At 62.3% G+C, this 14,663-nt stretch carries 16 protein-coding genes; 9 read left to right on the top strand and 7 right to left on the bottom strand.

The features are described from left to right. Positions 1-109: 109 nt before the first annotated feature. Positions 110-1,285, top strand: a complete 1,176-nt coding sequence (locus AAG821_RS06880) for a 3-hydroxybenzoate 6-monooxygenase (RefSeq protein ID WP_341909419.1) — start codon at positions 110-112, stop codon at positions 1,283-1,285. Here AAG821_RS06880 and AAG821_RS06875 read toward each other — a convergent pair whose 3' ends face one another. The 6 genes from AAG821_RS06875 to AAG821_RS06850 form a co-directional block, all read right to left on the bottom strand. After that, a complete protein-coding gene (locus AAG821_RS06875; protein ID WP_341909421.1) occupies positions 1,286-2,062 on the bottom strand; it encodes a sulfite exporter TauE/SafE family protein in 777 nt (258 codons plus the stop codon). It abuts the gene before it with no gap. 4 nt (positions 2,063-2,066) lie between these two features. Next, positions 2,067-2,930, bottom strand: a complete 864-nt coding sequence (locus AAG821_RS06870) for an MBL fold metallo-hydrolase (RefSeq protein ID WP_341909423.1) — start codon at positions 2,928-2,930, stop codon at positions 2,067-2,069. 11 nt (positions 2,931-2,941) lie between these two features. Next, positions 2,942-3,475, bottom strand: a complete 534-nt coding sequence (locus AAG821_RS06865) for a rhodanese family protein (RefSeq protein WP_341909425.1) — start codon at positions 3,473-3,475, stop codon at positions 2,942-2,944. Between the two features lie 17 nt (positions 3,476-3,492). Further along, positions 3,493-3,804, bottom strand: a complete 312-nt coding sequence (locus AAG821_RS06860; protein ID WP_341909426.1) for a metalloregulator ArsR/SmtB family transcription factor — start codon at positions 3,802-3,804, stop codon at positions 3,493-3,495. 92 nt (positions 3,805-3,896) lie between these two features. Then, positions 3,897-5,057 carry a YbfB/YjiJ family MFS transporter gene (locus AAG821_RS06855; protein ID WP_341909428.1) on the bottom strand — a complete coding sequence of 387 codons (1,161 nt, stop codon included), beginning with the start codon at positions 5,055-5,057 and terminating at the stop codon, positions 3,897-3,899. Between the two features lie 150 nt (positions 5,058-5,207). Beyond that, positions 5,208-6,035 carry a hypothetical protein gene (locus AAG821_RS06850; RefSeq protein ID WP_341909431.1) on the bottom strand — a complete coding sequence of 276 codons (828 nt, stop codon included), beginning with the start codon at positions 6,033-6,035 and terminating at the stop codon, positions 5,208-5,210. 158 nt (positions 6,036-6,193) lie between these two features. Here AAG821_RS06850 and AAG821_RS06845 point away from each other — a divergent pair, with 158 nt between their 5' ends. The 5 genes from AAG821_RS06845 to AAG821_RS06825 are packed head-to-tail and all read left to right on the top strand — an operon-like array spanning position 6,194 to position 9,997. Further along, positions 6,194-6,859, top strand: a complete 666-nt coding sequence (locus AAG821_RS06845) for a hypothetical protein (protein WP_341909433.1) — start codon at positions 6,194-6,196, stop codon at positions 6,857-6,859. Continuing rightward, positions 6,846-7,154: a UxaA family hydrolase gene (locus AAG821_RS06840; protein WP_341909435.1), complete on the top strand. Its 309-nt coding sequence runs from the start codon at positions 6,846-6,848 to the stop codon at positions 7,152-7,154. Before AAG821_RS06845 ends, AAG821_RS06840 begins: the two co-directional genes overlap by 14 nt. Beyond that, complete coding sequence (locus AAG821_RS06835; RefSeq protein ID WP_341909437.1) at positions 7,151-8,359, top strand: UxaA family hydrolase; 1,209 nt, start codon at positions 7,151-7,153, stop codon at positions 8,357-8,359. Before AAG821_RS06840 ends, AAG821_RS06835 begins: the two co-directional genes overlap by 4 nt. A gap of 19 nt (positions 8,360-8,378) precedes the next feature. Continuing rightward, positions 8,379-9,128: an SDR family oxidoreductase gene (locus AAG821_RS06830; RefSeq protein ID WP_341909680.1), complete on the top strand. Its 750-nt coding sequence runs from the start codon at positions 8,379-8,381 to the stop codon at positions 9,126-9,128. A 20-nt stretch (positions 9,129-9,148) separates the two neighbouring features. Further along, the gene (locus AAG821_RS06825; RefSeq protein ID WP_341909439.1) at positions 9,149-9,997 is read left to right on the top strand and encodes a fumarylacetoacetate hydrolase family protein; all 849 of its coding nucleotides are present in this window, start codon (positions 9,149-9,151) and stop codon (positions 9,995-9,997) included. Between the two features lie 5 nt (positions 9,998-10,002). Here AAG821_RS06825 and AAG821_RS06820 read toward each other — a convergent pair whose 3' ends face one another. After that, entirely contained in the window at positions 10,003-10,950 is a 948-nt protein-coding gene (locus AAG821_RS06820; RefSeq protein ID WP_341909441.1) for a sugar kinase, read from the bottom strand. A 140-nt stretch (positions 10,951-11,090) separates the two neighbouring features. On the opposite strand from AAG821_RS06820, the gene AAG821_RS06815 reads away from it, so the two are divergent. From AAG821_RS06815 to AAG821_RS06805, 3 genes are read left to right on the top strand one after another with little or no spacing between them, the layout of a single operon-like run. Then, the gene (locus AAG821_RS06815) at positions 11,091-11,798 is read left to right on the top strand and encodes a GntR family transcriptional regulator (protein ID WP_341909443.1); all 708 of its coding nucleotides are present in this window, start codon (positions 11,091-11,093) and stop codon (positions 11,796-11,798) included. A gap of 2 nt (positions 11,799-11,800) precedes the next feature. Further along, on the top strand, positions 11,801-12,697 hold the full coding sequence (locus AAG821_RS06810) for a DMT family transporter (protein ID WP_341909445.1): 897 nt from the start codon (positions 11,801-11,803) through the stop codon (positions 12,695-12,697). Between the two features lie 28 nt (positions 12,698-12,725). Beyond that, the gene (locus AAG821_RS06805; protein WP_341909448.1) at positions 12,726-14,504 is read left to right on the top strand and encodes an IlvD/Edd family dehydratase; all 1,779 of its coding nucleotides are present in this window, start codon (positions 12,726-12,728) and stop codon (positions 14,502-14,504) included. The last annotated feature ends 159 nt before the right edge of the window (positions 14,505-14,663 follow it).

The raw sequence follows: 14,663 nt of genomic DNA, 5'->3' as shown, positions 1-14,663 counted from the left end.
ATTCTATTTGAGATAGTGCGTACGCGGTAGAAACTGCTTGACATTTCCATATAATCTGTGTACTGATTATATTGCCAAAGGCAGTTCAGCAAAAAAACGGGGAGGGGCCATGGCAGCGGCACAGGATCGTCCGGTCATTATCATCGGCGGCGGTATCGGCGGATTGGCGACGGCTTTGGCGCTGGCGCTGAAAGGTTTGCCCTCGGTGCTGCTTGAGCAGTCAGCTGAATTCCGCGAGGTCGGCGCCGGCATTCAGCTTGGGCCCAATGTCTTCCGCCGTTTTGAAGCCCTTGGCATCCGCGCCGCCATCGAAGCCGATGCAGTCTTTCCGCAGAACCTGATCATGCGTGACGCGCTGACGGGCGAGGAAGTCACCCGCATGCCGCTGGGTGAACAGGCCCGCGCCCATTGGGGCATGCCTTACGCGGTGACGCATCGCGCCGATCTGCACAACACCCTGCTGCAGGCCTGCCTGGCTCAGACACGGATCACACTGCGCACCAGCGCCAAGATGACCGCCTGGGCCGACAGCGGCGAAAGCGTGACGGTGACGCTGGCCGATGGCGAAACAATCCAGGGCAGCAGCATGATTGCATGCGACGGCCTGTGGTCACAGGTGCGCGAGCAGATCGTGGGCGACGGCAAGCCGCGTGTTTCAGGCCATATCGCCTATCGCGCGGTGCTGCCGGTGGCCGACGTGCCGCAGGGCCAGTTCGAGAATAACGTGGTGCTCTGGGCCGGACCGAAGACCCATCTGGTGCATTACCCGCTGCGCCGCAGTGAACTTTACAATCTGGTCGCGGTGTTCCACTCCAATCGTTACGAAGAAGGCTGGAACAGTTTCGGCGACGTGGCCGAGCTGAACGAGCGGTTCCAGAACCAGCAGCCTCAGGTGCACAAGCTGCTCGGCAAGATCGAGGCCTGGCGCATGTGGGTGTTGTGCGATCGCGAGCCGGTGGCGAACTGGACCAAGGGACGTGTCGCGCTGTTAGGCGACGCGGCCCATCCGATGCTGCAGTATCTAGCGCAGGGTGCCTGCATGGCGATTGAGGACGCCGTCTGCCTGGCCGACAAGCTGGCGCAGTCGATCAGCGATCCTAATCGTGCATTTCTGGCCTATCAGCAGGAGCGCTACCTGCGCACGGCGCGGGTGCAGGTGATGGCCCGCGTCTATGGCGATTTTTATCACGCCACCGGTCCGGTGCGCGAATTACGCAACATGGCGTTGGGTGGGCGGACGAAAGAGCAGGCTTATGCCGGCAATGACTGGCTGTATGGCGGCTGATCAGAGCGCGCGCCAGCCGACATAGGCGGCAACCGCAAAGATCAAACCGGCAAAAATGCGGTTGAGCAGGCCCTTGCGGCTTGCGGCAAAGGCCGACATCCGCAGGCCGATCACGCCACCGACCAGCCCGCCGCCGACAAACCACGCGGCGGCGATCCAGTGCACCTGTCCGGACCATGCATAATTCGCTGCCGTGGTGAGGCCGAAGCTGCCGACAGATACCAGCGACGCTGCCACCGCGTTCAGCATCGGCATGCCGCTGCCGAGCATCAGTCCAGGTACCACCAGAAATCCGCCCCCGATGCCGAAGAATCCGCTGACCAGGCCGGTGAGCAGACCGAGGATCACCAGCTTTGGCAGGATACGGGCATTCAGTTGTATATCCGGATCGCCGCCCGCAGCTTTGGGCCGCAGCATGGCTAAGCCGACAGCGACCATGGCTGCGGCGAACAGCAACAGCAGATGGCGGCCATCCACCAGCTTGCCGAGACTGGAGCCCATGGCGGCGCCGAATACACCGCTGACGGCATAGACGCCGGCGCAGCGCCATTTCACCGCCTGACGCCGGGCATGCATGGCCAGATTGGCAAACGCATTCACTGCCACAGCCAATGCACTGGTGCCGATTGCCAGATGGGTATCGGTGATGCCGACCAGATACAGCAGGGCCGGCACGGCGAGGATGGAGCCACCACCACCCACCAGCGCCAGGGCGAAGCCAACGGCGCTGCCTGATGCGGCAGCCCAGGCAGCCTGTGTCGCGGTCAGCGTAAGCATCGGGTTACAGCGCGTCGACCGGGATTTTCAGATACCGCATGCCGTTGCTTTCGGCGGCCGGCATATGTCCGGCGCGCATATTCACCTGCACCGAGGGCAGGATCAGGCGCGGCATATCCAGCGTGGCGTCACGCTTGCGTCGCATATCGACGAAACTGTCTTCATCAATGCCGTCATGGACATGCACATTGTTGGTGCGCTCGGCGGCGACCGTGGTTTCCCAGCGATAGTCGTCGCGACCCGGCGCCTTGTAATCATGGCACATGAACAGCCGGGTCTGCGGCGGCAGGGCGAAGATCTTGCGGATCGAGCGGTAGAGCTGGCGCGCATCGCCACCGGGGAAGTCGCAGCGCGCCGTGCCGTAGTCAGGCATGAACAACGTATCGCCGACGAAGCCTGCATCGCCGATCACATAGGTCATGCAGGCAGGAGTGTGCCCGGGCGTATGAATGGCCTTGGCCTCGATATTGCCGATATGAAAGGATTCCCCGTCCTTGAACAGGTGGTCGAACTGGCTGCCGTCGCGTGCGAAGTCTGTGCCCGCATTGAAGACCTTGCCGAAAACATTCTGCACGACCGTGATGTTGGATCCGATACCGAGCCTGCCGCCCAGTTTCTCTTTCAGATATGGCGCGGCCGAAAGGTGATCGGCATGAACATGGGTTTCCAGAATCCAGTCCAGCTTCAGTCCCTGCTGCCGGATGAAGGCAATGATGGCATCCGCCGAGGCTTTGCGCGTGCGGCCCGATGCCGGGTCATAGTCGAGCACGGAATCGACGATGGCGCAGACCTTGGTTGCCGGGTCGACCACCACATAGCTGACCGTGAAGGTCGCCTCATCGAAGAACGCATGGACCTGGGGGTGCATAGTTTGCTCCGTTACGCAGAGAGGAATTTCCGATTCCAGGGCATGGCCGCGAGGAGGCGCGCCATGCCACAGAAGCCGGTCATACCTGCCATCATCAGGCCGGCGCCGACAAAGCCGCTGAGTGCGATGAACCAGGGCGAGACCAGCCAGGCCAGGATGGCGCCGAGCAAAGCCATGCCACCAGCTGTGATCTGCACCTGGCGCTGCAGGTCCAGCGGCGCCTCCGCGTTGAAATGCACCGGCAGGCCGGCCGATTTCCAGGCATCGAGGCCGCCCTCAAGGACGTAAGCCTCGCGAAAGCCCTTCGCCAGCAGGCGGGAGGCATTCATGGCGGTACGGTTGCCACTGCGACAGGTGAAGACGGCTGTCTTGTTGCGCTCGGTATCGAAGTCATGGCTGTCGATGGCGGCCAGCGGGACGAGGCGGGCACCATGGATATGCTCGCGGGCATATTCCGATGGTTCGCGGATATCGATCAGGACGATCTCTCCGCTCTGCAGGCGCTGCTGCAGGGCGGTCGGGGTGATTTTGGGCAGGATGGACATGGTAATGCTCCGGGCTATTAGCGGGCTGGTTTGCAGAACTGGTCGTAGAGCAGGCCGATTACCGCCTCGATGCGAGGATCGGCGAGTCGGTAGTAGATGGTCTGGCTGTCGCGGCGTGTGGCGACCAAGCCGTCTTCGCGCAGGCGCGTGAGATGCTGTGACAGGGCCGACTGGCTGAGACCGACAGCCTCGGCGAGGCTGCCGACCGAGCGTTCCTCGCCCATCAGCTGGCACAGTGTGAGCAGGCGCTTTTCGTTGGCCAGGGCGCGCAGGAAGCGGCTCGCCTCGGCGGCACTGGCCTTCAGCCGTGTCAGATCGGCCTTACGCATCGAATCCTCATTTCATTAATTAGATGTCACTAATTTAGTAATTACTAATATAAAAGTCAAGCTCCGGAATGTGGAATTCGGCAAGCTGAGATTCAGGCCTGATTCTTTGGTTTACGGGCGAAAATGGTGAGCAGCATCGCGATGAAGACGCCGGCGGCACCGAGCGCGAAGAGCAGATTGTAGGAATGCGTCTGGTCGAACAGGAAGGAAAACAGATACCCCACGCCGGCAGAGGCGCCGGCAAAGCCGGCGGTCAGCCAACCCCAGACCTTGCGATGGGCGCCGAAGCCGACCAGTTCAACCACGCGCCCCGAGGCCAGCGCAGAGATGCCGGGAGTCATCGCGCCTACGGTGATGGCTGAAATCGCCAGCGCGACGGGGTGCTGCGAAAACAATGGAATGGCGATCGCAGCGCTCTTGATGGTGAGCACGCCGATGATGCTGCGATAGAAGCCGAACCATTCGGCCGCAAAGCCAACCATCAGCGGGCCGCTGATGGCGCCGACACCGAACAGAACCCAATAGAGCCCACCGGCGGCCACGCCCCGCTCCAGCCCGCGGGCGACATAATCGGCCAGAAATACGGTGTGCGGCACGAAGCCCGCAGAGTCCAGCGTATAGGCGGCCAGCAGCAGGGCTACCGGCAGGGTGAAAGCCCTTGCGGGCGCAGCTTCTGTGGGCGGTGCGGGCAGGGCGGTATCGCCATCCCACTGTTTCCAGGTCAGTGCCGCGATGAGCAGGGCCAGCAGGCCCATGCCGATCCAGACAGGGCCCGGGCCCCAGCCGGCCAGGGCGGGCACCAGCGTGCCGGCCGTGATGATCCCGGTGCCGACGCCGGTGAAGATGATGCCATTGCTGCGGCCGCGCTGCGCCAGCGGCGCACGGGACAAGATCAAAGGGATGGCGCCAACCATCAGCAGTCCGCCGGCAAAGCCGGCGAGGAACCGCCAGGGCGCGAACCAGACAAAGCCCCAGGGCATGGCGCAGGCGATCAGGCTGACCGCCGAGACCACCATCGAGATGCGGGTCAGCCGCGGTACCGGTACAAGCCTTGCCAGAGTCGCAGCCATCAGGCTGCCGGCGACATAGCCAAACAGATTGGTCGCGCCGAGATAGGCCGCTGCGCCGGCACTGAGCCAGCCCTCCTGGATCAGCACTGGAATCAGTGGGGTATAGCCGAACCGGCCGAGGCCAAGGCCGAGCAGCAGGGCGCCGAAACCGGCCAGGGCATTGCGTAAAACAGGATTGATCATGGACCAGACAACACAAGAGGGCCGGCAACATCGGAAAGCTGGCTATAAATGCCGCTCAGGCATGCTAGCCCGGCAATCCGGTGGCGACGACCCTTGCCGCCATACGATTTGGCGATGGGTCTTATGCGTTTGAGTGACGGCTGCGGCGGCTTACTTGCCAAGCAGGCCCTTCAGCTTGTCGGCCGGGCTGCTGCCAGCGGCGCCGCCCGTTGCGCCACCCGTGGCACCGCCGAGCAACCCGCCGGCCTGTTCCTTGAGCAGGGTGCCGACCTGCTTCTGCAACTCCGCTGTGGCAACGCGTGAGGCCTGCGCACTGATGGTGCCGATTACTTTCTCGGCCACTTCCGCCGGCGTGGCGCCGCCCTTGTCCTTGCCGATGTCCTTCAACTGGATGGTCGGCAGCGGGGCGGACAGCGTGCGGCCCTGCAAGGCCTGATGGGTTGCGGCGATCTTACCATCACGAATCACCAGGTTTTCGATGATGACTTTCTTTTCCGGTTGCTTGCTGGCTGCTTTGTCAGCATCCCCGCTGGCCCCGGCGCTTTTGTCCGGCGTGGTTTTGCCGCCGCTGAATTTCGCGGCATAGGACTGCACATTCTTCTGGATCGCTTCCAGATTGCCGCCGGCGCCAGCATATTCATACAGCACCGCCGGCTGCAGGATGGTCACATCCTTGATCACGATGGTGTTGGACTGCAGCGTCGCAATATCCAGCACGACCTTGATGTCGCCCAGTGAGATGGCGTCGTTGCTGCTGAAACCCTTGGGGTTCTTCACGACCAGATTGTTGAGTTCGCCGCTGCCCTCCTTGAAGGACAGTTTGATCGATTTCAACGTCACGCTGGTTTGCGTGGCTTCCGAGCCGTAACGCTCGACCATCGCCTTGATCACGCTGTCGATATTGGAGGCGAAGTAATAAGCCGCGCCGGCAATGGCGATGACGACGATGGCAAAGGCAAGAGCGATTTTCTTCATCATGGCTTTGGTCCTTCCGGTGTTGCCTGCCGTCCCCGAGCTTTGCCGGCCGATTATCCGCCCGCTGACCCCGGCGCTTCAACCGTCATCAGGCCGTGACTAGTCAGGGCCGGGGAATCTGGCTAAAGTTCCTGCAACTGATATATCAGATGGGAGTGAAAATGTCCGAGACCCTGCCGGCTGATCCGCTGGCGGAGCGTTTGAGCCGCTGCTACGCCTCCGCCGTCCATGATGTGCTGCGTGCCCAGGGTCACGACAACTGCCTGCTGCCTTACGATATCCGCCCGCTCAACATCAAACACACCCTGGCCGGGCAGGTCTGGACGGTCAGCGGTCATATCGACCGCACCAAATCGGCCCATGAAACCCTGCTGGAATGGACCGGCGTGCTGTCCAAGGCGCTCGGTGGCAAGGTGGTGATCTGCCAGCCGAACAACAAGGAAGTGGCGCTGATGGGCGAGCTGTCGGCCTCGGCGCTGCAGCTCAAGGGCGTGCGCGGCTACATTGTCGATGGCGGTTGTCGCGATGCCGCGATGATCGACGAGATCGGCTTTCCCACCTGGTGCAGTTTCTACACGCCATCTGACATCGTTGCGCGCTGGGTGCCCGACAGTTTCGGCGCGCCGATCACCATCGGCACCGTCACGGTCTGCACCGGCGACTACGTGATTGCCGACCGCGACGGCATCGTCATCATTCCGGCTGCGATGGCCAGCGCTGTGATCGCCCGCACCGAGGAGGTGATGGGCACCGAAGGCGAGGTCCGTCGCAACATCATGGCCGGTATGGACCCGCAGGAGGCCTACAAGCGCTATGGCAAGTTCTGAGACCGATCCGCGTCTGCTGGTGCTGGCGCCGGGCGACAATATCGCTGTCGCCCGCTCCGAGATCGCTGCCGATACGAGCCTGTCCGTGGCCGGTCGATTGGTAACGCTGCAGCGCGCGCTAGGCTTTGGGCACAAGATCGCGCTGCGCGATATCGCGCCTGGCGAGAAGATCGTCAAATACGGCGCGCCGATCGGCCGTGCGACAGCCGCAATTACCTTGGGCGAATACGTGCATAACCACAATGTCGCCAGCGACTACATGCCGAATACCGTTGCCGTGGAGGCTGCGCCATGAGCGAAACTGCAATGCGTGGCTGGCGCCGGGCCGATGGGCGTAAGGGTATCCGCAATTATGTGGCGGTCGCCTATCTGGTTGAATGCGCGCATCACGTGTCGAAGGAAATCGCCTGGCCTTACCGCGAGGCCGGCGCCCATGTGATCGGCTTTCCCGGCTGCTATCCCAATGCCTATGCCTTGAAAATGATGCAGCGCCTGTGCACGCATCCCAATGTCGGTGCCGTGCTGCTGGTGTCGCTGGGTTGCGAGGGCTTCAACAAGAAGCTGTTGGAGCGCACGATCAAGGATAGCGGCCGTCCGGTGGAACTGCTGGCGATCCAGGAGAATGGTGGCACCCGCTCGACCATCGAGAAGGGCCGTGCCTGGGTCGAGGCACAGCTGAAGTCGCTCAGCAATCAGCCGACAGAACCTATGGCTGTGTCGGAACTGGTGGTCGGCACCATCTGCGGCGGTTCGGATGCCACATCGGGCCTGACCGCCAATCCGGCGATGGGCCGCGCTTTCGATTTCCTGGTGCAGGAAAAGGCGGCGACGATCTTCGAGGAGACCGGCGAGTTGATCGGCATGGAAGACTGGATGGCCGAACGTGCGGTCACGCCGGAGCTGGGGCGGGAACTCAAGGCCTGCGTGGCGAAAGCTGCACGTTATTACGAAACCCTCGGCTACCCCAGTTTCGCACCGGGCAACGCCGATGGGGGGCTGACCACCATCGAGGAAAAATCGCTGGGCGCCTATGCCAAGAGTGGGGCTTCGCCGATCAGTGGCATCATCAAGCCCGGTGATATTCCGCCCCGTGGCGGCCTCTATCTTCTCGATGTCGTTCCCGATGGCGAGGTGCGCTTCGGCTTCCCCAATATCAGCGACAATGCAGAAATCGCCGAGCTGATCGCCTGCGGCTCGCATGTCATTCTGTTTTCCACGGGCCGGGGTTCCGTTGTCGGTTCAGCTCTGGCACCGGTGATCAAGGTTTGCGCCAATCCACGCACCTATGCACGCATGGCCGAAGATATGGATGTGAATGCCGGACGGATTCTGGAAGGCACGGCCGATCTGGATACTGTGGGCCGCGAAATCTTCGATCTGGTCAAACAGGTGGGCGCCGGCGCTGCCACAAAATCCGAAGGCCTCGGCCATCAGGAATTCATCCTCACCTACAAGAGTTTCGAACCGATCGGCCCGGCCTGCCTGCCGGCCGTGGCATAAAAGTAAACAGGAGATCATGATGCGTTTGGAAGGCAAGACAGCGGTGATAACGGCGGCGGCACAAGGCATCGGGCGCGCCTCGGCCATCGCCTTTGCGCGCGAGGGCGCCACGGTCATCGCCACCGATGTGAATGAACCAAAGCTCAAAGAACTCGGCAGCCTGCCCAATATCCGCACCCGCAAGCTGGATGTGATGGATACGGGCGCCATTGCCGCCTTCGCCAAGGAGGTTGGTGCTGTCGATGTGCTGTTCAACTGCGCCGGTTTCGTTCATCACGGCACTATCCTGGAGACCGAGGAAAAGGACTGGGATTTCTCCTTCGACCTCAATGTGCGTGCCATGTATCGCCTGACCCGGGCTCTGCTGCCGGCGATGATCGCCAGCGGCAAGGGCGCCTCCATTGTCAACATGTCATCGGCCTGCTCTTCGGTGAAGGGTGCACCCAACCGCTTTGTCTATGGCACCACCAAGGCGGCCGTGATCGGCCTGACCAAATCAATCGCCGCCGACTTCATCAAGCATGGCATCCGCGCCAATGCGATCTGTCCGGGTACGATCCAGACGCCATCGCTGGACGACCGCATCGCCAGCCAGGCTGCTGCAGCCGGCGGCGTCGAGCAGGCGCGTGCCGGTTTCGTTGCGCGCCAGCCGCTTGGCCGGCTCGGCACACCTGAGGAAATCGCCGCCCTGGCGGTTTATCTCTCGGCTGATGAATCCGCCTTCACCACCGGCACGATCCACGTGATCGATGGCGGCTGGTCGATCTGATCTGACAAGGAGAAACGACGATGAAACTGCTGCGTTACGGCCCGCCGGGCCAGGAAAAGCCTGGCCTGCTCGATGCTTCGGGCGCCATCCGCGATCTGTCCACCGTGGTGCCCGATATCGCCGGTGCGACACTCAGCCCATCAGGTCTAGCCAAGCTCAAATCGCTCGATCCGATGGCACTGCCGGTGGTTTCGGGCAATCCGCGCATCGGCCCCTGCGTCGGCCATGTCGGCAAGTTTATCTGCATTGGCCTGAACTATTCCGACCACGCTGCCGAGACCGGCGCCACCGTGCCGCCGGAGCCGATCATCTTCATGAAGGCGACCTCAGCCATCACCGGGCCGAATGACGATGTGATCATCCCGAAGAACTCCCAGAAGACAGATTGGGAAGTGGAGCTGGGCGTAGTGATCGGTTCGGTGGCGCGCTATGTCAGCGAAGCCGATGCCATGAAGCATGTTGCCGGCTATTGCCTGATCAATGACGTGTCGGAACGTGCCTTCCAGATCGAGCGTCACGGGCAATGGACCAAGGGCAAGAGCGCCGATAGCTTCGGCCCGATTGGCCCCTGGCTGGTAACCGCTGATGAAGTGCCCGATCCGCAGAATCTCTCGATGTTCTGCGACATCAACGGCAAGCGGTTCCAGGACGGCTCGACCAAGACCATGGTCTATGGCGTGCGTTACCTGATCAGTTATCTGAGCCAGTTCATGTCGCTGCAACCGGGCGATATCATTTCAACCGGTACTCCGCCGGGTGTCGGCATGGGCCAGAAGCCGCCGCTGTATCTGAAGGATGGCGACAAGATCCATCTCGGCATCCAGGGGCTGGGTGAGCAGCACCAGACGGCGCGGAACTATAAGGGCTGAGTTTCCTAGAGCGGTCCGGGCGCATTGCGCCCGACCGACTGGAAGAAGGCCTCCACGGCGGCACGGCGCGGAATCGGAGCAACCGCGCCGTAGCCGATCGTGGTCAATGCCGCTGCCGCATTGGCGTAAGTAACGGCATCCAGCGGGCTAGCGCCGCGCACCAGTTCGGCAAGAAATGCGCCATCAAAACAATCCCCGGCGCCCGTGGCATCCACGGTCGGCACGCGATGGCCGACCAGGCGCCAGCGGCCCTCGCTGTTGGCCACCAGCACGCCATCGGCACCGCATTTCAGTACCACCAGCGGAATGCCCATGTTGCGATAGAAATCGAGGATCGCCAACGGATCGCTGAGGCCACTCAACGCGGTGGCGTCTTCCAGGCTCGGCAGGGCGATATCACTGAGCTTGAGCGCGGCATGGATCGTCGCACGCGCCGTTTCCAGCGGCCAGAGCTTGAGCCGCAGGTTGGTGTCGAAGGAGACCTTGCGCCCCGCCTTGCGCATGCGATTGATCGCGGTCATGGCCGTGTCGCGCAGGGACTCGCTGACCGCCAGGGTAATTCCTGACACATGCAGCAGCTTGGTGCTTTCCAGTATGTCGCCGGGCAGGTCGGCCGGGGTCATTCGGCTGGCAGCTGAGTCCTTGCGGAAGTAGGTGAAGGTGTGGCCGGCCTCGCCATGGGTGACAAAGTAAATTGCCGTCGGCGCATCAGCACGGCGACCGACCGGGCTGGTATCAACCTGTTCGCGTTGCCACAGCTCGAGCAGCAGGTCGCCGAACGGATCCTGACCGACCAGGGTGCAATAGGCGACATGGGCACCTTGCCGCGCTGCAGCAATTGCGCAATTCGAGGTGTCGCCGCCATAGCCGCGCAAGTATTGGTCGCTCTCGGCGCCGCCCGTCTGGTTGAACTCGACCATGGCTTCGCCGAGGCAGAGAATGTCGAATGCCATTCCGGTTGCGCCTCCTGTCGATCCTTCCTAACCCGAGAGGCACCGCAGGGCAAGTCAACTGGCATATCAGATACTATCCTGCTTGAACCGGCCCAGACGGCGCTGCTACGCTGTGGGCTGGCAGGAAAGGTCCGTCCGTCATGGCAAAACAGAGCGCAGCCCGCACCACACGGCTGGAGCGCCCGAAGTCCCTCACCGAACTGGTGAAGGACCATGTCCGGGGGCGGATTACCAATGGCGAATTGATGTTGGGAGAGGCGCTGTCGGAAAATGTTCTGGCGGCCCAGCTCGGCATTTCCAAGACACCGGTGCGCGAAGCTTTGCTGCAGCTCAAGCTGGAGGGGCTGGTCGATATCCAGCCGCAGCGCGGCAGTTTTGTCTTTTCGCTGGCGCCCGAAGAAGCAGCCGAGATGTGTCAGTACCGCGTCATCCTGGAAGCCGCCGCGCTGCGCGATGCGCTGGCCAATGACGAGGCCGGGCTGTTGGACGCCCTGGAACAGAATGTAAGGCGCATGGCCAAGGCGGTGGCGGATGGTGATATCCCGGCCTATCGCAGGCTGGATACCGAATATCACCTGCATATTCTGACTCGGGCGAACAACCGTTTCCTGACCCAGGCGCACCAGCAGCTGGAAATGAAAATCCAGGCCCTGCGCGCCAGCGTCACCTCGAAAAGCCGAACGGTCGAGGACTCCCTCGCGGAGCATCAGAATATCGTCAAGCTGCTGCGCGCCAAGGAGCGTACCAAGGCGCTCACTCTGTTGGGCGTCCATATCCGCGCTGCCTCGCGCGACTACCAGATCATCCTGCATGAACAGGCGCGCGGCCGGGACAGGCGGAGCAGCTAGTCATGGCCGAGCGTGCCTTGAGTAACGCCGGCAGTCCAGCCGAGACCAGTCACTGGCATGGCATCCTGTTCATGCTGCTGGGCACGGCATTGTTCACCTTCAATGATGCGCTGGGCAAATGGATGGTGGCCAGCGTGGCAGTCGGCCAGCTGCTGTTCATCCGCTCAGCGGCGGCGCTGGTCGTTTTGCTGCCTCTGGTACACAAGACCGGCTGGCGCGAGGTATTCGTGCTGGCCCAGCCGGGCCGGCAGATCGTGCGCCTGATGCTGATCGTCGCTGAAGTCGCCTGTTTCTATCTCTCGGTCCGTTATCTGCCTTTAGCCGATGTGATGTCGGTCTATCAGGCGACGCCATTGATCGTCACGGTGCTGGCAATCCCCTTGCTGGGTGAAATGGTCGGCTGGCGTCGCGGCGTGGCCGTGGCGGTCGGCTTCATCGGCGTGCTGCTGGTGCTGCAGCCCGAAGGCGGCATGTTTACAGCGCCGGCGCTGATCGCGCTGGCTGGCTCCACAGCCTATGCGCTGATGATGATCGTCACGCGCCAGCTGCGGCAGACCGGGGCATTGTCGCTGATCGTCTATCACACGCTGGCCGTCGGTGCCGCCGGGCTGCTGACCCTGCCCTGGGGCTGGGCGCCGATCGATGCCTCCGGCATCGGCTATCTTGTATTGATCGGCGTGGTGGCGACGGGCGCCCATGCCTGCGTGAACCAGGGCCTGCGGCTGGCACCCGCCGCCGTGGTGGTGCCCTATACCTACACCTCGCTGCTCTGGGCGATCCTGCTGGGCTGGCTGTTCTTTGCCGACCTGCCGACGCCACTGATGCTGCTGGGTGCTGGAATTATCGTTGCGAGCGGATTGTTCGTCCTGCATCGCGAACGACAGGTGAAGACGACATAAAGTTCGATTTGGTTCGAGGGAGCCCCATATGACCGAGAAGAAAAAACTGCGCAGCCGCGAATGGTTCGACAACCCGCATGATCCGGGCATGACCGCGCTATATCTCGAGCGCTATCTGAATTTCGGCCTCACCCTGGCCGAGCTGCGTGGCGGCAAGCCGATCATCGGTATCGCCCAGTCCGGCAGTGACCTATCGCCCTGCAATCGCCATCATATCGAACTGGCCAAGCGTGTGCGCGAAGGGATCCGCGATGCCGGCGGCATTCCGTTTGAATTCCCCACCCATCCGATCCAGGAGACGGGCAAGCGGCCGACCGCGGCGCTGGATCGCAATCTGCTGTATCTGACCCTGGCCGAGCTGCTGTATTCCTATCCGCTCGACGGCGTGGTGCTGACCACCGGCTGCGACAAAACCACGCCGGGCATGCTGATGGCGGCTGCCACCGTGGATATCCCGGCGATCGTGCTGTCGGGTGGGCCGATGCTGGATGGCTGGTACAAGGGCACCCGCGCCGGATCGGGCACGGTCGTTTGGTTCGCGCGCCAGGAGCTTGCGGCGGGCCGCATCAATTACGACCAGTTCCTTGAAATGGTGGCGTCATCTGCGCCCAGTCCGGGCCATTGCAACACCATGGGTACGGCGTTGTCGATGAACAGCATGGCGGAAGCACTGGGCATGTCGCTGCCCGGCTGCGCGTCTATTCCGGCGCCGTATCGCGAGCGTGCCCAGATGGCCTACGAGACCGGCCGCCGTGCGGTCGAGATCGTGCATGAAGACCTCAAGCCGTCGCAGATCATGACCCGCAAGGCGTTTGAGAATGCCATCGTGGCGGCCAGTGCGCTGGGCGCCTCGACCAACTGCCCGCCGCATCTGAATGCCATTGCTCGCCATATGGGCGTCGAACTGGATGTGAAGGACTGGGATAAAGTCGGTTACGACACGCCGCTGCTGGTCAACCTGATGCCGGCCGGCGAATATCTGGGCGAGGGCTTCCATCATGCCGGCGGCGTGCCGGTGGTGATGCGTGAACTGCTGGAAGCCGGCAAGCTGCATGCCGATGCGCTCACCGTGAATGGTAAGACCATGGGCGAGAACGTCAAAGACGCGGTCTGCGAGGACCGCAACGTGATCAAGCCCTACAATCAGCCTATGCTGCCGGAGGCCGGTTTTGCCGTGCTGTCCGGGACGCTGTTCGATTCGGCGGTGATGAAGACTTCGGTGGTATCGGCCGAGTTCCGCAAGAAATATCTCGAACGCCCGGGCGATCCCAATGCCTTCGAGGGCACAGCCATTGTCTTCGAGGGACCGGAGGATTACCACGCGCGGATCAACGATCCCAAGCTGCCGGTCGACGAGAACAGCATCCTCGTCATCCGCAATACCGGCCCGATCGGATATCCGGGTGCGGCCGAGGTGGTGAACATGCTGCCGCCTGATCGGCTGGTGAAACAGGGCATCAATCTGTTGCCCTGCATCGGGGATGGCCGCCAGAGCGGCACCTCGGGCAGCCCCTCCATCCTCAATGCTTCGCCCGAAGCCGCCATTGGCGGCGGCCTGGCGCTGCTGCAGACCGGCGACCGGATCCGCATCGACCTGAACAAGCGGAGTGCCGACATTTTAATTCCGAAGGATGAGCTGGAGCGCCGCCGCAAGGCCTGGGTTCCGCCGAAGCTGGTGAACCAGACGCCATGGCAGGAACTGCAACGCCAGCATGTGGGTCAGTTGTCCACAGGCGGCTGTCTGGATTTCGCCACGGATTACCAGCGCATTGCCGAAACCTTTGGTGTGCCGCGGCATAACCACTAAGGGAATAATGCTCTTTGCAACGCCTGTTCCGCCCGTGAATGAAAGGCGGCAATGGGGGCTTGGCAGGGCGCGTTCCGCTGGTTAAACTGATATATAAGATGCTACGAAGAATGCCGCGTTGCATCGGTAACCGATAGAAAAACCCACAACGGGTCAGGC

Origin of the sequence: Ferrovibrio terrae, assembly GCF_943372915.1 — a bacterium.
Classification (GTDB): Bacteria; Pseudomonadota; Alphaproteobacteria; order Ferrovibrionales; family Ferrovibrionaceae; genus Ferrovibrio; species Ferrovibrio terrae_A.
This window is presented reverse-complemented; position numbering and strand designations above follow the sequence as displayed.